This is a genomic window from Aestuariivita sp. (assembly GCF_049276915.1).
Classification (GTDB): domain Bacteria; phylum Pseudomonadota; class Alphaproteobacteria; order Rhodobacterales; family Rhodobacteraceae; genus Aestuariivita.
Window position 1 is genome coordinate 61,408 of sequence record NZ_JBASXK010000158.1, and the last position, 18,160, is coordinate 79,567.

General features: G+C 61.2%; 16 protein-coding genes. 5 read left to right on the forward strand and 11 right to left on the reverse strand.

From position 1 onward, the window contains the following. The first annotated feature begins 6 nt into the window (after positions 1–6). On the forward strand, positions 7–735 hold the full coding sequence (locus WAO69_RS16795) for a C40 family peptidase (protein WP_422181247.1): 729 nt from the start codon (positions 7–9) through the stop codon (positions 733–735). Positions 736–822: 87 nt separating this feature from the next. On the opposite strand, the gene WAO69_RS16800 is transcribed toward WAO69_RS16795, so the two are convergent. The 3 genes from WAO69_RS16800 to paaZ form a co-directional block, all read right to left on the reverse strand. Next, a complete protein-coding gene (locus tag WAO69_RS16800) occupies positions 823–1,155 on the reverse strand; it encodes a DUF2794 domain-containing protein (RefSeq protein WP_422181249.1) in 333 nt (110 codons plus the stop codon). A 31-nt stretch (positions 1,156–1,186) separates the two neighbouring features. Then, positions 1,187–1,984, reverse strand: a complete 798-nt coding sequence (locus WAO69_RS16805) for a PaaX family transcriptional regulator C-terminal domain-containing protein (protein WP_422181251.1) — start codon at positions 1,982–1,984, stop codon at positions 1,187–1,189. 122 nt (positions 1,985–2,106) lie between these two features. Further along, the gene (gene paaZ / locus WAO69_RS16810) at positions 2,107–4,140 is read right to left on the reverse strand and encodes a phenylacetic acid degradation bifunctional protein PaaZ (protein WP_422181253.1); all 2,034 of its coding nucleotides are present in this window, start codon (positions 4,138–4,140) and stop codon (positions 2,107–2,109) included. Between the two features lie 113 nt (positions 4,141–4,253). Here paaZ and paaI point away from each other — a divergent pair, with 113 nt between their 5' ends. Genes paaI through WAO69_RS16830 form a run of 4 tightly spaced genes read left to right on the forward strand, consistent with a single transcriptional unit; the run spans position 4,254 to position 7,757 of the window. Continuing rightward, positions 4,254–4,688 (forward strand): hydroxyphenylacetyl-CoA thioesterase PaaI, encoded by a 435-nt coding sequence (gene paaI, locus WAO69_RS16815; protein WP_422181255.1) that lies wholly within the window; start codon positions 4,254–4,256, stop codon positions 4,686–4,688. Continuing rightward, the gene (gene pcaF, locus WAO69_RS16820; protein ID WP_422181257.1) at positions 4,685–5,878 is read left to right on the forward strand and encodes a 3-oxoadipyl-CoA thiolase; all 1,194 of its coding nucleotides are present in this window, start codon (positions 4,685–4,687) and stop codon (positions 5,876–5,878) included. The genes paaI and pcaF overlap by 4 nt, the downstream gene beginning before the upstream one ends. Continuing rightward, positions 5,878–7,188: a phenylacetate--CoA ligase PaaK gene (gene paaK, locus WAO69_RS16825; RefSeq protein WP_422181259.1), complete on the forward strand. Its 1,311-nt coding sequence runs from the start codon at positions 5,878–5,880 to the stop codon at positions 7,186–7,188. The genes pcaF and paaK overlap by 1 nt, the downstream gene beginning before the upstream one ends. Further along, positions 7,188–7,757 (forward strand): TetR/AcrR family transcriptional regulator, encoded by a 570-nt coding sequence (locus tag WAO69_RS16830; protein WP_422181260.1) that lies wholly within the window; start codon positions 7,188–7,190, stop codon positions 7,755–7,757. The genes paaK and WAO69_RS16830 overlap by 1 nt, the downstream gene beginning before the upstream one ends. Positions 7,758–7,806: 49 nt before the next feature. On the opposite strand, the gene WAO69_RS16835 is transcribed toward WAO69_RS16830, so the two are convergent. The 8 genes from WAO69_RS16835 to WAO69_RS16870 form a co-directional block, all read right to left on the reverse strand. After that, positions 7,807–9,465 (reverse strand): Y-family DNA polymerase, encoded by a 1,659-nt coding sequence (locus WAO69_RS16835; RefSeq protein WP_422181262.1) that lies wholly within the window; start codon positions 9,463–9,465, stop codon positions 7,807–7,809. Positions 9,466–9,616: 151 nt separating this feature from the next. Beyond that, the gene (locus WAO69_RS16840) at positions 9,617–10,930 is read right to left on the reverse strand and encodes a M16 family metallopeptidase (protein ID WP_422181264.1); all 1,314 of its coding nucleotides are present in this window, start codon (positions 10,928–10,930) and stop codon (positions 9,617–9,619) included. After that, a complete protein-coding gene (locus WAO69_RS16845; RefSeq protein WP_422181266.1) occupies positions 10,927–12,270 on the reverse strand; it encodes a M16 family metallopeptidase in 1,344 nt (447 codons plus the stop codon). The genes WAO69_RS16840 and WAO69_RS16845 overlap by 4 nt, the downstream gene beginning before the upstream one ends. A gap of 82 nt (positions 12,271–12,352) precedes the next feature. Continuing rightward, a complete protein-coding gene (locus WAO69_RS16850; protein WP_422181268.1) occupies positions 12,353–12,865 on the reverse strand; it encodes a DUF3035 domain-containing protein in 513 nt (170 codons plus the stop codon). Positions 12,866–12,916: 51 nt separating this feature from the next. Beyond that, positions 12,917–13,396, reverse strand: coding sequence for a signal peptidase II (gene lspA / locus WAO69_RS16855; protein ID WP_422181270.1), 480 nt, complete (start codon positions 13,394–13,396; stop codon positions 12,917–12,919). Between the two features lie 10 nt (positions 13,397–13,406). Then, positions 13,407–14,996 carry a bifunctional phosphoribosylaminoimidazolecarboxamide formyltransferase/IMP cyclohydrolase gene (gene purH, locus WAO69_RS16860; protein WP_422181272.1) on the reverse strand — a complete coding sequence of 530 codons (1,590 nt, stop codon included), beginning with the start codon at positions 14,994–14,996 and terminating at the stop codon, positions 13,407–13,409. A 20-nt stretch (positions 14,997–15,016) separates the two neighbouring features. Continuing rightward, complete coding sequence (locus tag WAO69_RS16865) at positions 15,017–16,759, reverse strand: heparinase II/III family protein (protein ID WP_422181274.1); 1,743 nt, start codon at positions 16,757–16,759, stop codon at positions 15,017–15,019. Positions 16,760–16,841: 82 nt separating this feature from the next. Beyond that, the gene (locus WAO69_RS16870) at positions 16,842–18,110 is read right to left on the reverse strand and encodes an RsmB/NOP family class I SAM-dependent RNA methyltransferase (protein WP_422181276.1); all 1,269 of its coding nucleotides are present in this window, start codon (positions 18,108–18,110) and stop codon (positions 16,842–16,844) included. Between the last annotated feature and the right edge of the window lie 50 nt (positions 18,111–18,160).

Genomic DNA, 18,160 nt, shown 5'->3' on the forward strand with positions numbered 1-18,160 from the left:
ACGCCCATGCAAATCGGTGTCCCTTTGGTCGATCTGCGTCGCACGGCGCAGGGCCCAAGGGATCGGCAACTGCTGCTGGGTGATGCGGTGGATGTCCTCGAGACACAAAGCGAATCCGTCCGCGTCAAGGCGCTGAAGGACGGCTACACCGGTTACCTGCCCGCCCGCGTTCTGGCACCACGCAGCCCTCCGACCCATTTTGTGTGCGCAGCCGCCACCCACGCTTATCACGAACCGGATCTCAAAAGCCCGGATCTCGAACTGCTGAGCTTTGGCGCAGGCCTCACGGTCTCGGGCAAGCAAAACGGCTTTGCGCGGACCAATCGCGGATATGTGCCCGCAATCCACCTCCGACCCCGCGAAACCCCATGCGCTGACCCGATAGAGGTCGCGGAACTCTTTCTGGGCACGCCCTATCTGTGGGGCGGAAACAGCCGCTCGGGTATTGACTGTTCGGGCCTCGTGCAAGCCGCCTGCCTGGCCTGCGATATCCCCTGCCCCGCAGACAGCGGCCCGCAGGAAGCCGACCTTGGCCACAGCCTGCCCAAAGACACGCCCCCCCAACGCGGCGACCTGCTCTTCTGGAAAGGCCATGTCGCCTGGGTGATCTCCCCAACCCGGCTGCTTCACGCCAATGCCCATGCCATGGCAACGACCACCGAGGATCTGCAGACAGCAATTGCACGGATCAAGGCCGCCGGAGACGGACCTGTGACCAGTCACAAAAGACTCTGAGACTTCTTTCTGGTCAAAAAACCCCGGGGGAGCTTGAGGGGGCTGGCCCCCTCATGACGACAGCGCAGATCAAAGCGGGACCGAAGACTACTCGACCGCGCGGATGAGCTTGAGTTCCAGAACCCTCAACACAGATTTCAGATCTGCACCGCGCTTCAGAATACGACCGTCCATCCCCACGACAGAATACATGCCCTGCCGGTTACGCATCTTGGGATGTTTTTCGATCCGATACAGCGGATTTTCCGCCGTGCGCCTGAAAACCGAAAACACGGCATACTCGCGCAAGCTGGAAATCCCATAGTCGCGCCATTCCCCTGCAGCGACCATGCGGCCATAAAGCCCCAGGATAACCGAAAGCTCGCGTCGGTCAAACGCCACCTGAGGGGGGGCGACACCCGTTGGGTTTTGAAATGTCATAAGACCAGCCTTGCCGCGAACGGCGGCGAAATCAAGAGCCCTCTGACAGACCAAATCGTTGACTCAACCCAGCATCTGGTGCCGGCATTGCAGCCAGGCCGCCCTCCGCCTGATCCAGCCAGGCTTCAGCCAGGGGAGAAACACGGGCGTATACACTTGCCGTCGCGGCACGCGGATCACTCAGGGCGGCATCCTGGGGCATCAATTCGCGCACCGGTTCGGGATGTCGCAGAACCAGCCGGCGCCAGCGATGCACCAGCATGACCCGCGCGGCGGCCCCATCCAACGGTTCGCTCAGTTCTGCCTGTTCCAGCACCGCGATATCTGCGGCCAGCGCCGTAAGCGCGGCGCGCATCTCATCGTCCAGAATACGCGCGCGATAGGCTGGCGACATCTCCGCAAGCCGCCCCGTGACCACGCAATCCGCATCCAACGGCGCGCGCCCTTCGGGCACAAGACCAACCGACGGCAAAGAGCCATTGAGATACACATAAAGCGACCAATGTTCGACATCGCCCGTTTGTGGCGGCGCGTAGATCAGGCTGGTCGCCGGTGCAAACCGCTCCAGACCTTGCGGGCTGAGCCTGTAAAGACTGGTGCGCCCCACGCGTTCACTCTCGACCCAGCCATCCCGGCCCAGCCGAGAGAGGGCGGTGCGCAACGCACCTTTCTCGACGCCGATGCGCGACATCACGGCTCCCAGCCGGGCTGTCGAAATCACACCCCCCCGGTGTTGCACCAGATCGCCGAAAACGGTGATCACCAGCGACCACACCCGCAGGCGGCCTTCGCTGTGCAGCGCATCGATAAGGGGTCTGAGCGGGTCCATCCGTCGGGTTTACCGGCTGCGCCCGGGCTTGGAAAGACGGTGCTTGTGATCCAGGCGGGCGTGGCGGGCCAGCCCCTCACACCAGCAGACCAATTCCTCGAGCCAAAACCTGCCGCAGGCCTCTAGGCAGGCCGGTCATAGCTGACCATCGTCAGCAGCTCATACTGGGCAACCTGCTCACCGTTCTGATTGGTCAGCGTGACGTTCCATGCAACTTCGCCATAGGCTTCGGTGCGCTGCGTCTTGCGTTTGCAGGTCAGGCGCACGGCGATGCTGTCACCGGGGCTGACGGGTTTCTGAAAGCTCAGACCGTTCAGACCGGTGTTTGCCAGAACAGGTCCGGGATCGGGTTGCACAAACAGACCTGCGGCGAAGCTGAGCAGAAGATATCCATGCGCCACGCGGCCCGGGAAGAACGGGTTCGCTTTTGCCGCTTCCTCGTCCATGTGGGCATAAAATGTATCGCCCGTGAAATGCGCAAAATGTTCGATATCTTCCAGCGTAACGACGCGGGGTGCCGTATGCAGCGTCTCGCCAATCGCGATCTCACCAAAGGTGCGCTGGAACGGATGATCGGGACCTGTGGTTTCCCTGGCCCCCGGCACCCATTGTCCAGTGATCGCGGTGATCACATCGGGGCTGCCCTGAATGGCGGTACGCTGCATGTAATGCAGCACGCCGCGCACACCGCCCAGTTCTTCGCCTCCGCCTGCGCGTCCCGGCCCGCCATGCACCATATGCGGCAGAGGGGCACCATGGCCGGTTGCCTCTTTGGCGTTGCTTGCCCCGGTGATGTAGAGCCGCCCGTGCCAGGCCGCTGATCCCAGCGCCACGCTGCGCGCCACGGCCGGATCATCCGTCACCAGCGAGGCCACGAGCGAGCCGCCACCACGATTGGCAAGCGCACTGGCGTGATCAAGATCGCGGTAGGACATGAGGGTCGAGACCGGTCCGAAAGCCTCGAGTTCATGCACAGAGGTTGCCCCATCCGGGTCATCACAACGCAGGAGCATCGGCTTGAGAAAGGCCCCCTCGGCGCTTGCGCCGACAAGCGCGTCTGGTTCCGGGTTTCCGGTCAATGTCACGGTCTCGTTGGCAAGTGCCTGTATCTTGGCCAGAACATCCGCCTTTTGATCAAGCGAGGCGAGGGCTCCCATCCTCACACCGTCCTGCGCGGGATCGCCGATCGACACAGCCGAAAGCCGCGCGATCAGCGCTTCGGTGACATCCGCCATTGCGGCGTTCGGCACGATGATCCGGCGGATCGCGGTGCATTTCTGACCTGCCTTTACAGTGATTTCCTGTCCGACTTCCTTGATGAAGTGATCAAATGCCGCCGTTCCTGGCTGTACATCCGGCCCCAGAATGGTGGCGTTCAGGCTGTCCTGCTCGGAATGAAACCGCACGGAATGACGCATCAGATGCGGGTTGCGGCGCAACATCAATGCCGTGTCAGCAGAGCCTGTGAACGCCACCGCATCCTGTGCGCCAAGGCGATCCAGCATGTCGCCCACCCCACCAACGACCAGTTGAACCGCGCCCTCGGGCAGAATCCCGCTTTCGATGATCATGCGGAAACAGGCTTCGGTCAGGTAGGATGTCTGCGTGGCCGGTTTCACAATGGCGGGCATGCCTGCAAGCAGAGTCGGTGCCAGCTTTTCCAGCATCCCCCAGACCGGGAAGTTGAACGCGTTGATATGAATTGCAACGCCCTGCAAAGGCACGGCGATGTGCTGACCCACGAAACCGCCTGACCGCGACAGACCCTCAAGGTCGCCATCGACATAGATATGGCCATCGGGCATCTCGCGCCGCCCCTTGGAGGCAATGACCATCATGGTGCCGATGCCGCCCTCTATATCGACCGCGCCATCGCGCCGCGTGGCACCGGTCAGCGGATTGAGCGCATAGAGTTCCTCCTTGCGGGTACCCAGATAGACCGCAAGCGCCTTGATCATCTTGGCGCGCTCATGAAATGTCATGGCGCGCAGGGCCGGTCCGCCGACCAAGCGGGCCCAGTCCAGCATTCCCAGCACATCCAGTGCTGCCCCGCCTGCAAGCGCGATCTGTTTTGCGGTGACAGGTCCGATCACCGCACGGGCGTCCGCCCCCGGTTCCACCCATTTGGCCATTGCGTAACTGGCTGGTCTCAGCATGTCGGTTCCTCCCTCGGATCTGGGGCACCATGCCTCGCTCTGAACAACAAATCAACACTCTTGACCGTATGGTCGGTTTTGTGCAGGTTGACGCATATGGGAGGATCACAGCCATGACGCCACAAGCCCGCGCTGAAAAAAGCGCTGCAGTGATGTGGGAGAACGATGCCGCCAGCAAATGGCTTGGCATGCGCCTTGATGCAGTCGGCCCCGGCACCGCCACCTTGTCATTCGAGGTTCAGTCGCATCACCTGAACGGGCATTACATCTGCCATGGCGGCTATATCTTTACGTTGGCCGACAGCGCCTTTGCCTTTGCCTGCAACAGCTATAACCAGCTGACCGTAGCGCAGGAAAACCAGATCACTTACCTGTCTCCCGGAAAGGGTGGCGAACGCCTGACCGCCCATGCCGTGGAAACCGCGAAAGCCGGGCGCTCGGGCGTCTATGACATCACTGTAACCGGCCAGGATGGGCGTAAGGTCGCGGTGTTCCGCGGCCTGTCGCGCACCATCAAGGGCCAGCATTTCGACGAGGAGCAGACATGACCCACGCCTATCTTTGCGACGGGCTGCGCACGCCCATTGGCCGCTATGGCGGTGCCCTGTCCAGTGTGCGCCCCGATGACATGCTTGCCCATGTGATCGCCGAAGTCATGAAGGCCCACCCGAACATGCCAGTGGACGAAGTCCTGGCAGGTTGCGCCAATCAGGCCGGCGAAGACAATCGAAACGTGGCGCGTATGGCGGCATTGCTGGCAGGACTTCCCGACACGGTTCCGGGAGGGACGATCAACCGGCTTTGCGGCTCGGGCCTTGATGCGGTCGGGACTGCCGCGCGCGCCGTGCGCACCGGCGAGGCCGATGTGGTGATCGCCTGCGGCGTTGAATCGATGTCGCGCGCTCCGCTGGTCATGCCCAAGGCGGATGCCGCGTTCTCTCGCCGTGCCGAGATCTATGACACAACCATCGGCTGGCGCTTTGTGAACCGCCAGATGCACAAGCACTACGGCACCGATTCCATGCCCGAGACCGCCGAGAATGTCGCGACAGACTATGACATCACCCGCGACGCACAGGATGCTTTCGCGCTGCGCTCGCAAACACGGGCTCTGGCAGCAATCGCCAACGGTCGCCTGGCGCGCGAAATCACGCCTGTCGCGATCCCCCAGCGCAAAGGCGATCCGACGATCGTCGACACGGATGAACACCCCCGCCAGACCACATTGGAAAAACTGGCCAGCCTGCCTGCGCCCTTCCGTGAGGGTGGCTCGGTGACTGCTGGCAATGCCTCGGGTGTCAATGACGGGGCGGCGGCGGTGATTGTTGCATCACAGGCCGCCGTAGAAAAATATGGCCTGACACCGCGCGCGCGCATCACAGGGATGACCACCGTCGGTGTTCCGCCCCGCATCATGGGGATCGGTCCTGCGCCCGCCACCGAGAAGCTGATGGCGATGAACGGTCTGAGCATTTCCGATATTGACCTGATCGAACTGAACGAGGCTTTCGCCGCACAAGGTCTGGCGGTAATGCGGCAGCTGGGCTTGCCCGATGACGCCGATCACGTGAATCCGAACGGTGGTGCAATCGCGCTTGGCCACCCGCTGGGCATGTCAGGCACACGTCTGGCCCTCACCGCCTCCATCACCATGACCCAGAACGATCTCGATCGCGCCATCTGCACGATGTGCATTGGCGTTGGACAGGGCATCGCCCTGCTGCTGGAGAAAGCCTGATGAAAGATCTCACCCCACGCCGCGAAGACCTGAACCCGATCGAGATCGCCTCACGCGACGAGATCGCCGCGCTACAGCTTGATCGTCTGAAATGGTCGCTGAAACATGCCTATGACAACGTCCCCCATTACAAGGCAAGCTTTGATGCGGCAGGTGTTCACCCCGATGACCTGACCAGTCTGGAAGACCTTGCAAGGTTTCCCTTCACCGTCAAAAAAGACCTGCGCGACAATTACCCGTTTGGCATGTTCGCTGTCCCGCGCGATCAGGTGGCGCGTATCCACGCCTCTTCTGGCACCACAGGCCAACCGACAGTTGTCGGCTATACCCAGAAAGACCTCGATGTCTGGGGCGAAGTGGTCGCGCGGTCCCTGCGCGCGTCCGGCCTCAGACCGGGTGACTTGCTTCACAATGCTTATGGCTATGGTCTCTTTACCGGAGGTCTGGGAATTCATCTGGGCGCAGATGCACTGGGGCTCACGACAGTTCCGATCTCGGGCGGCATGACCCAGCGCCAGGTCCGCCTCATCGAGGATTTCAAACCCAAAGGCATCACCGTGACGCCGTCCTACGCGCTGTCGATACTTGATGAATACGCGGCTCAAGGCCTTGATCCGCGCGAAAGCTCCCTGGAAGTCGGCATCTTTGGCGCAGAGCCCTGGACCAATGCCATGCGCATGGAAATCGAGCAGGCCTTTGATATGCATGCGGTCGACATCTATGGGCTGAGCGAAGTCATGGGTCCCGGTGTCGCCAATGAATGCGTGGAGACCAAAGACGGCCTTCACATCTGGGAAGACCATTTTTATCCCGAGATCATCAACCCCGAGACCGGCGAGGTCGTTGCCGATGGCGAGATCGGGGAACTTGTCTTTACCTCGCTCTCCAAGGAAGCCTTTCCGATCATCCGCTATCGCACCCGCGATCTGACCCGACTTTTGCCCGGTACGGCCCGATCGATGCGGCGGATGGAAAAGGTCACCGGGCGGAGCGACGACATGATCATCCTGCGCGGTGTCAATGTCTTCCCCACCCAGATCGAAGAACAGTTGATGACTGTCAAAGGCCTTGCCCCGCATTTCCAGATCGAACTCTCGCGCCCTGACCGGATGGATCAGATGCGTGTATTGACCGAAGCAGCCGAAGGCTTTTCGGGCAAAGATGATCGCGCCCATGCAGCCGCCGATCTGGCGCATAAGATCAAGGCTTCAGTCGGTATTTCGGTCAAGATCGATGTGGCCGATCCCGGCGGTGTGGAACGCTCGCAAGGGAAGGCCGTCCGCATTCTGGACAAGCGCCCCAAGACCTGATGCCACGCGGGATCGCAAAGGATCACGATGAAAAACGCGCGGCCCTGCGCAAGGGGGCAGCGGCATATTTTGCCACCCATGGCTATGACCGCGCCTCGATGACTGGCGCGGCGCGGGACTGCGGCGTCTCCAAGGCGCTGATCTATCACTACTATGACAGCAAGGAGGCCCTGCTCTTTGATATCCTCGACACCCATCTGTCGGAATTGGTGGATGTGGTGGATGATGCGAAATCCGAAGGCCTGCCGGGCCTGATCCGCGCGATCCTCGCCGCCTATGAGGACGCGGATGCAGAACACAAACTGCAGCTGGATGCGCTTGCGACCCTGCCACCCGAGATGCAGACCCCCCTGATCACCCTGCAACGCCGGCTGGTCGCGATCATGTCCGATGCGGTGACGTCAGAGCGCCCGGACCTGCCCCCGGACCGTCTGCGCGCCGTGACGATGACGGTCTTCGGCATTCTCAACTGGTTTTACATGTGGCATCGCCCCGGCAAGGGCCTGAGCCGCGCGGCCTATGCCGATCTGGCGGCGGAGTTTGTCCGGGGTGGGATTGCGGCAGCCTGAGCGGATGCGGTTTCAGTCAACCAAATCAGGCTGACGGCAGATGTCAGGCTCACGCGAAACTTCCCTGACAAAACCACCCCGAAGACATCGTCCCCCCATGTCCGTAAAACAGCCACAACCGCTCGCCCTGCGCGGTGGTCACGACCCAGTAATCCCGTACACCCGAACGCCAATTGGGATCATCCAGCCACCATTCCGGCGCAATCCGTTCCGGCCCCGTGGCCTGAAGCAATTGCCAGTCACGCCCCCGCCAGCGAAACTGCGCTGAAAGCTGCGGGACATCCAAAGCCTGAACCGGTTCAGGGTGCCACAGGCACAGGGGGCGCGGCACCGGTGGGACCGGCCAATCCGGGGCCGGGTCTGACCAGGCCGCAGCCATGATCTTTGATGTCTTTTCCGGGATATGGCTGGAGGCCGGATGCAGGCGTGTAATCGCCTCCAAACCCACGCGCGCACCCAGTTTGCCGATCAGATCATCCATGGCCGTATTGCTTGCAAGCCGCATGGTGACCGCGCGCCCGGCATCGGCATGACCGACTGTGGTGCGGACCTGCAGCAATTCTGTCTCCACCGCTTCGATCCGCAGCATGTCGATGCCAAAGCCCGCGTCGATACCGCCAAGCTTGAGCGCCAGAAGAGGCCGGATGCGATCAGGCGTATGAGCCGGGCGCGCCAGACCCACGGTCACCACTTCGGCCGCTTGATCAGTGCGATGCGCTTCCAGCCGTATACTGCGCGCACCCCGGCCCTGCGCCTCCAGTTTCTCGCACAGACGCGGCAACATCCGGTCAATCGCAGCCAGCAAATCTTCCTCCAGACCAATGGGGTCCGGCATTGTCATCCGCATCGCGAAATGGAGCGGCGGGCGCGCCGGAGAGACCGGTTCCGGCGCACTGCCCATGGCCTGATCCAGGCGTAGCACCAGCCCCTTGCCAAACCGCCGCGCCAGCCCGGCACGGGGTTGACCCAGCAGATCACCGATGCGTCGCAGGCCCAGACGGCCCAATTGTGCAACCATTTCCGCGTCCAGCCGCAACGCTGCGACAGGCAAGGGGCTCAGCGCCCCATAGCTCTGCCCCGGAGGCGCGATAGAGGCCACATCCACAGTATCCGCCCTGACCTCATCGGGCGCTGTACCGCCCTTGTTCGAATGTCTCCTGCGCACCGCCCGCGAGCGCGTCGCGCGCGCCTCCTGATCTATCGCATCGCCCGAGCGCTGCCCCCCCGGCCTGCGCCCGGCATAGCGCGCCAAAGCCCAAGCCGCGCCACGGCTGTCCGCCAGCCCAATACGCACCGTCAGCCCCAGATCGGCACAATCCGTCTGCACCACGCCACACAGCGCCTTTTCTCCCCCAAAGAGATGCGCACAGCCTGTCAGATCGACGATCAAGCCATCCTGCCCCTCTTGCGCCACCCAGGGTGAGAATTTGCCTGCCCAGCGCCTCAGCGCCATCAGGAACTGAGTCTCGGCAGGGATGTTGCGACTTTTCGTCAGAAGATTCGCACACATCGCATGGGCATCCCGCAGGGGCTGGCCAATATAAAGGCCAGCCGCCTCACCCTGTTGATTGAGCGACGAGATAACCTGTGCATTGCGCTCCTCGGCGACGATGGCCAGTGGGATGTCGTCCAGACCATGGCCCATACGCATCAGGCGTTCTGCACCAAGACGGGGAAACCAAAGAGACAGGGTGCGGCGGTTGGGCATGGCGGATCATATCAAGGTTCTAAATGTTCCTGTTATGGTCCGATTTAGCGCGCAGGATGACTTGAGTCGAGTCACCAGCAGAAAGCGCGGGGAAATTCCTGTTTCCCCGCGCTTGATTGTTGAAAAGGAGCGCCTTGCCAGGCCCTTGCGTCTATTCGGTTGCGACAGGCAGCCCTTCGGGCTGGCCAACCACGACAAAGCGCAGGTTCTCAGGCTGCAGAACACGCTCTGCCACCCGCGAGATATCCTCAAGCGTCACCGCATTCACTTTGTCATTCCGGGTCGTGATGTAATCCAAACCCAGACCCTGCATCTGCATTGCCGTCATGATGCTTGCAATCTGCCCATGGCCGTCAAAACGCAGTGGATAGGCTCCCGTCAGATAGGTCTTGGCCGCATCCAGTTCTTCGGCCGTGACGCCCTCGGTGGCCATGCGCGCCCATTCCGCCTTGATCACCTCGACCGCTTCCGCCACCCGATTATTGGCCGAGGCCACACTGCCCATGTAAACCGCGGCCAGATCCTTGGGCAGCAGATAGGAATACACCCCATAGGTCAGGCCGCGTTTCTCACGCACCTCGGTCATCAGACGGCTTTCAAAACCGCCCCCACCCAGAATGTGGTTCATCACGAACGCCGCAAAGAAATCCTCATCATCCCGTTCGATCCCGATATGGCCGAACAGCGCAACAGATTGCGGCGTATCGTAGGGAACAACCGTCACACCCCCGCTCAGCGTCACCTGGGCCGGACCGGGAATAGGAGCACCGGTTTCAGGCAGATCACCAAGCAGATCGTCCAGAAAGACGCCCAGCTCTTCCGCGGTGATATCGCCAACGGCCCCGACATAAAGCCGATCCCGCGCGAGGGCACCAAGATGCGCCGCCTGCAGATCCTCGCGTGTGAGGGCGGCGACACTGTCGACCGTCCCCTTGCCTGAACGTCCATAGGGGTGATCGCCATAGGCCATCGCCGAGAATGTGATGCCCGCAATGTCATTGGGGTCCTGCGCATCAGACCGCAGGCCTGAAAGCACCTGTTGGCGCACGCGCTCGATCGCGTCTGCATCAAAGCGCGGCTGCGTCAACGCCAGCTTCAACAGAGCCGCCGCTTCGTCGCGGTTTTCACTCAGGAAGCGGGCCGAGATCGAGACATCATCATCGCTGGAGTCAAATCTGATCGAGGCCGCCAGCGATTCCAGCGAGCGCGCGAATTCACGTGCATCCAGATCACCGGCCCCTTCTTCGAGAAGTCCCGCCATCAGGTTGGTCGCGCCCTGCGCATTCACATCATCCAGAGACGTTCCCCCACGAAACCTCAACTCGAGCGCCATGAAGGGAATCGAGTGATCTTCGACCAGCCAGGCGGTGATGCCGCCCGGGGTTTCAACGGCCTTTATGTCCACATCCGCCCAGGCGGGTGACAGCAGCACGACGCTGAAAACAGCTGCAAGAAAGCGGATCATTGCAGAACCTCCTCTGCCTGCATCAGCCAACCCGTGACTGACGCTTCCGGACGTAATACGGCACGCGCCGCCTCGACGATGTCCTCGGCCGTAACCGCCTGCAGAATATCCGGCCAGGCCTGAACATCCGCAATTGTCAGACCCGAGGTCAACGCGCGACCATAGCGGTTGGCAATGCCTTCGGCATTGTCGCGCGCATAGATTTCCGAGGCACGCAACTGCATCTTGATCCGGTCAAGCTGTTCTGCGTCGACACCATCCTCGATGAACTGGGCCAGTGCAGTATCCATTGCCGCTTCGGCCTCTTCCAACGTCACATTCGGAGCCGGCACAACGATGACATCAAAGCTGGTATCATCCAGTGACACCCCGCTGTAAAAAGCGCCCGTGAAGACCGCGACCTGGCTGTCAAACTGCAGCTTTTCCGCCAGGTAGGACGTCGTGCCCCCGCCCAGAATCTCCGCCAGGAACACCAAGGCAGCCGCCTTTTCCTGTGCACCGCTGTCGCGTTCAGGTGCGATATAGGACCGGCTCACATAGGGCTGTGCCACGCGTGCGTCGCGATAGATCACACGCCGCTCGGCCCGCTGGGGCGGCTCTTGCGAGCGGATACGCTCGGGCAGAGCGGGATTTGCAGGGATCACGCCATAGTGGATTTCGGCCAATGCGCGCACCTCTTCAGGATCGACATCCCCTGACACGATCAGGATCGCGTTGTTGGGCGAATAATGGATGTCATAGAAGGATATTGCATCCTCCATATCCAGCGCCTCCATTTCATGACGCCAGCCGATGATCGGCACGCCATAGCGATGGTTGAGATATTGCGCGGCGTTCATCTGTTCCGAGAACAAGGCGCGCGGGTTGTTTTCCACACGCTGGTTGCGCTCTTCCAGGATGACCTGGCGCTCGGTGACGATGTCACGCTCGGTAAGGCGGATGTTGACCATGCGATCGGCCTCCATCTGCATCATGAGATCCAGGCGGTCCGCGGCAACGCGTTGGAAATAGGCCGTGTAATCCCAGCTGGTAAAGGCATTGTCGCGCCCCCCATTGGCCGCGACGGTGGCCGAAAGTTCACCGGATTCAAGCGTATCCGTTGCCTTGAACAACAAGTGCTCAAGGAAATGCGCCACACCCGATGATCCGATTGGTTCATCTGCCGATCCAGCCCGGTACCAGACCATGTGCTGCACCACCGGCACGCGGTGATCTTCGATCACCACCACCTGCATACCATTGTCCAGCTCAAAGCTGGTGACAACATCGTCAATCTCTTGCGCATGCGTGAGCGAAGTGGCCACGCTCAGACCCAAAGCCAACGTGATGGCACGCAACATAGGCGGTTCCTCCTGTCAGGTTGAAACTGAACCTACGTCTTGTCTCGCGCCATTCAAGCGGTCATGGCGGATTTGTGAGGGCTCATTGAAACTCGGGGGGTGCCGAGGGGGTCGCAATGCCGGCACCGCGGAACTGACGCTCGACCTCGAAGGGGTTGAGCATCTGTTGGTTATAGACCTGATTGTACCGATCTGTCCGGAACAGACGGAACTGTGTCAGTCGCCCGCGACGGTTGCGGAAATCCTGATCTTCCTGCGCAAGAGTCTGGCGGATGTTCTCAGGTACGCCATTGCGGCTCGCGTAGGTGACCAGCCCGCCATCCGAAGACGGCACCCCCTGATCTTCCAGCGCCGAGGCGCGTCCGCCAAGCGCCACAATGGCGTCCACATTGGGCTGTGGGTCGGTGCGGTTGGTGCCACCTGGCGTCGGTTCAGGCAGTTCAGCAAAATTGGCAGGCTGTGTCAGAGGCTTGACCGGCATGATCAGGAATTCATCAGGACCCGCACCATTGGTGCGCAGATCACGCAGACCCGCGTTCGAACATCCGGCAACTGCCAGAACCGCTATCAAAAGTGCACATCGGGACAAGGCCATTGCCACCCTCCAGACCGTTCAGGGACTATCTAGCGGAACCGAACTCCAAGGTCACGCAGCGTTTTTACCTCGGTCGCGACCTTCAAACAAGATCAGACCGATGGCTCCGGCAAAGATGAAGATATCCGCTATGTTGAACACATAGGGATTGTTGATCCCGCAGCAGGACATGTTCAGGAAATCCACCACAAATCCATAGGCGATCCGATCCACCACATTGCCCAGGGCACCACCGATCAGAAAACCCGCCGACATCGTCATCCAGCGATTGTCCTGAAACCGGCGTATCCACCAGAGCACACCCAGAACAACAAGAATTGAAAATACGACAAGCACCCAGCGCATCACATCGGGCGCATCGCCGAAAAGGCCGAAGTTTATGCCGCGGTTCTCGCCGTAACGGAACTGCAACAGCGGTGGAAAGACGTCGATACCGGAAATCTGACTGAGGCTGAGCACATGCAACATGACATATTTGCTGGCCTGATCCAGAAGGAAGGCCCAGAACCCGGCCCAGAAAACCAATCGCATCCTCTGCCTCCTAGTGGCGGAAATGGCGCATGCCGGTCAGCACCATGGCCAGCCCCGCCTCATCCGCAGCGGCGATCACCGCTTCGTCGCGCATGGATCCGCCCGGCTGGATGACCGCCGTGGCCCCTGCCGCCGCCGCCTCCATCAATCCATCCGCAAAAGGAAAGAACGCATCCGAGGCCACAGCCGATCCTTGGGTCAATGACGCCGGCAAGCCCAGGGCTTCAGCCATGCGTTCGGCTTTCCTAGCCGCAATCAGCGCGCTGTCCAACCGGCTCATCTGGCCTGCACCCACGCCGACAGTGGCCCCGTTCTTGACATAGACAATGGCGTTGGACTTCACATGTTTCGCGATCGTCCAGGCAAAGAGCAGATCAGCCATCTCGGCATCGGTTGGCTGGCGCTTTGTAACCACCTTCATATCCGCAAGATCGACATGCCCCGCGTCTTTGTCCTGCACCAGCAAACCGCCAGCCACCTGCTTGAAGGCCAGACCCGCGCTGCGCGGATCCGCAAGGCCTGCGGTTGTCAGCAACCTGAGGTTCTTCTTCTTGCTGAAAATACGGACTGCCTCATCATCAGCCCCGGGCGCGATCACCACCTCGGTGAATATCCCGGTGATCTCCTGCGCCGTTTCACCGTCCAAAGGCTGGTTCAGCGCGACAATCCCGCCAAATGCGCTGGTGCGATCGCAATCGAACGCCTTTTGATAGGCCTCCTTCAGCGTGCGCCCCCGCGCCGCGCCGCAGGGGTTGGCGTGCTTGATGATGACACAGGCCGGACCATCCTGGGGCGCAAACTCACTGATCAGTTCAAAAGCCGCATCCGTGTCGTTGATGTTGTTATAGCTCAGCTCCTTACCCTGGTGCTGCACAGCCGTTGCAACCCCCGGCCGCGCCGATCCATCGATATAGAAAGCAGCTTGTTGATGGGGGTTTTCGCCATAGCGCAAGCTCTGCGCCAGTTCACCGGCAATCACGCGGCGGCGCGGCGCGGTCTCGCCCAGCGCGCCTGCCATCCATGTGGACACGGCCGCATCATAGGCTCCGGTGTGCGCATAGGCTATCTGGGCAAGACGCTGACGAAACCCATAAGAGGTTGCGCCGTCATTGGCATCCAGTTCGGCCAGAAGCGGCTCATAGTCCTGAACATCCACCACAACAGTGACGAAGGCATGGTTCTTGGCCGCAGCCCGGATCATCGCCGGACCACCGATGTCGATATTCTCGACGCAGGTGTCATAGTCAGCGCCTTTGGCGACCGTCTCTTCAAACGGGTAGAGGTTCACCACCAGCAGGTCGATCGCGCCAATGCCGTGCTGTTTCATGGCCGCCAGGTGGCTGTCTGAATCGCGCAGCGCCAACAGCCCGCCATGCACCATCGGATGAAGCGTCTTGACCCGGCCATCCATCATCTCGGGAAATCCGGTGATCTCGGCCACATCACGCACCGTCAGCCCGGCCTCGCGCAGCGCCTTGGCCGACCCCCCCGTGCTGAGCAGTTCAACCCCCCGATCCGAGAGCGCACGGCCCAGTTCAATCAATCCGGTCTTGTCGGATACGGAAAGCAGCGCGCGGCGAACGGGAGAAAGATCGGTCATGGGAAAGGCAGCCTTATCGGTCAGTCGTTGAATTCAAGCTCGTCCCGGTTGAGATCGCGCACGCCTATGGCTGTGTCCTGTGCCTTGGCCAGCGACCACCGGATGCGGGTCGCATACTCCATTGCTGTCCCAGATAGAACAATCTGTTTTGTCGCGCGTGGCTTGAGCCTGCCTTTTTCAAGAAAAACACTGGGTTCAAGAGACAATCTTGCCCCGCTGTCGTGACGGAACACCCAGATTTCGCCACTCTTGAGCGCCATCGAGATCGCCGCGCCCCCCAGATCGACTGTCGCATCTACTTCCGGGTGCAGATGAAACCGCACGGCATAGGGCACACCCTTCAGCTTGGTTGCATCAAGCACCTTGTCAAACAGCACCTTGTGCGGATCCTGAAGCGCCAACAGCATGTCTTCACCCGCCAGACCGCGGCCATCAAAACTCATCTCCAGAATACGGGCGTGGGTCAGCCCATGCGAGGCGACATAGCCGTCATGTCCACCCTCAAAGCGAATGCCATCGGACAGCTCAGACATTTCGAACGGCACATCCTTTGGTGCCGAGACCAGAGGTTCGGTCTGACTGCCGCGCGGTACCTCACCCAGCCGCGCGCTGGAAAACCCATCAAGGCAGAGCACGGAATGGGACGGAGTCGCGCGGCCGGCACGGCGCCATTCAGCGCCAAAGCTTTTCCCCGATCCGCAATTCACGATCAGCGGGCGACGCCCGGATGTCAGCTCGAATGAAAGCGTGGATGCATGTGCGTTGAGCGAGGCATGTCCTTTTGGCGGCGCGCTGGCATCGATCACGATGCTGGTCCGCCCGCCCGACAGACGGGCATAGCCCATCGCAAGCCCATCGCGATGGCGTTCTTTCACCTCGGAGGCGGCAAGCGCGTGATCCAGCCGCCCTTCCAACCCACGACCGCCACCATGAAACCGTGCCAGCCCTCCATCAGAATGCCGCAGGGTCCGCAGAGTTGGCGCAATCCGTTCTATGGCAGCGACCTGCGCGTCCGGTACCTTGTGCCCGGCATCCGTCAGCGCAGCAGCAGCCCAGGTCAGCAACATGAACACATCCAGCAGTTCTTCGGGATTGCGCGTCGGCAGCCCACCCTGATCGTCAATCTGCGCGCTGCATTCCCGCGCCAGAGCGTTGATCGCCGGTGTGGCCAGCGCCTCTTTGCCCTGCAGCGCAAGACCCGCATAGATCAAGCCAGTGAGCGCTTCAAACCGGGGCAATCCCGGTGCCGCGCCCTGCCAGCGCTTTGCCAGAAACCACGTCTGACGGGCCAGCGAGCCGTAAAAAGCCTCGCTTTCCGGTTTTTCCAGACCGCGCAGCAAGAAAAGGGCATGGTTGATCCAGCGAATGACGCGCCTGCCGGTCAGATCCGGCGTCCATCCCGGGCCAGAACCATCGCCATGGGTCTCGATCCAGCCCCATACCCATTTCTGCGCCAGCGCGCGTGCCGGTGCATCGCCAACCGAGGCCAGGTCATCCAGCCAGGCAAAACCGTTGATGTCTTCTGCATAGGTCAGGTCAGGTGGCTCGATGGCCCAGAGGTCTGTATCCTGCGCTTCGATCAGATATCCGCTGAACAGCAGGTTTCCGGCAACAAGCTGTCGTCCGCGCGCGAAAGACCCTATCGTGCGGGGCTCGGGAGAGGACACGAAACCACGCGCTGCCGTTTGCCGACGGCTGAGCCGGGCATAAAGCCGATTTAGTAGTCGCGCCTGCTGTTCCGACAGCCGGGATTGGGATGACATATGCTCTGCCTCATACGCTCTCTGGCGTTTCACCAGATCATAGCTCTATGACGCGCCCAAGTCACCGGGCTTATTGCGTGATCTATTCTTTGCGCAGAACGGCGATGTAAAATCCGTCCATTCCGCCCAGTTCAGCCCAGTAATCCGGACGCAGACGCAGACCACCTTCGGGCGTGATCCAGTCGGGATCCAGCCCCGGTTTGTTCAAGGCCTCGCGCTCGACGACGGCTCCGCTCAGACGTTCCAGCGCGTCGGTGATCTGGACTTCCCCCTCATCAGGCAAGAGAGAGCAGGTGCAATAGACCAGCCGCCCACCCGGCCGCAAAAGCGTCCATGCATGATCCAGCAGTCGGCTCTGCAACTCGAACAATGCCATGAACTCCGACCCGTCCTTGGCAAAGGGCAGATCAGGATGACGGCGGATCGTACCCGTGGCCGAACAGGGCGCATCAAGCAGGACGGCGTCATATTCGCCGGTTTGTTCAAGCGCATCGCCGACACGCAGCTCGGCGCTCAGACCGGTACGAGTCAGGTTCTCGCGCACCCGTCCCATGCGCGACTCGGAGGTATCAACCGCCACGACCCGGGCACCTGCTGCGGCCAGTTGCAGCGTCTTTCCGCCCGGTGCGGCGCATAAATCAATCACCCGCTCGCCGGGCTGAGGGTCAAGACACAGAACCGGGATCGCCGCGGCCGCGTCCTGCACCCACCAGGCTCCCTCTTCAAACCCGGGCAAGGTCGAGACCTGACCAGCCTCACGCAGACGCAGCGAGCCCGTGGGCAACACTTCTGCCCCCAGTTCGGCGACCAGACCGTCGTTTGCAGATTTAAGTGACAAATCCATCGCTGCGCCGGCAAATTGTGCGCGTTCCATCCCGGCTACGGCCTCTGCCCCCCAGGCTGTCACCAACGGAACCCGCAGCCATTTGGGCAAGCGCGGAATACGCAGCGTATCCCATGCAGCAGGCCCTTGATCCGCGATCTTGCGCAGCACCGCGTTCACCAGCCCTTTCAGCTGCCCATGGCGTTTGCTTTGAGACACGATACTGACCATGGAATTCACCACCCCATGGGCCGCCTCGCCCTGACAGAGTTCGACCGTGCCAAGCCGCAGCGTGTTACGGATGGTAAGCGGTGGATATTTGCGCAAATGCTTCTGCAACAGTCGGTCAGCGCGCTCGAGGCCGCGCAACGTCTGCGTGGCAAGCCGCTGCGCACGGGCGCGATCCTGCGGGTCGAGCCGATCCAGAGCACCCGATGCAAGCAGCTCGGACATCAGACGTCCCTCACCGAGGATCTGATCCAGCAGATAAATGGCGCTGCGTCGCGCCTGTACACCTGTGTCGCTCATGAAACCTCGGCTTTGCTGACCTTGCCCCGGACGGAAGCGGGCGTATATCA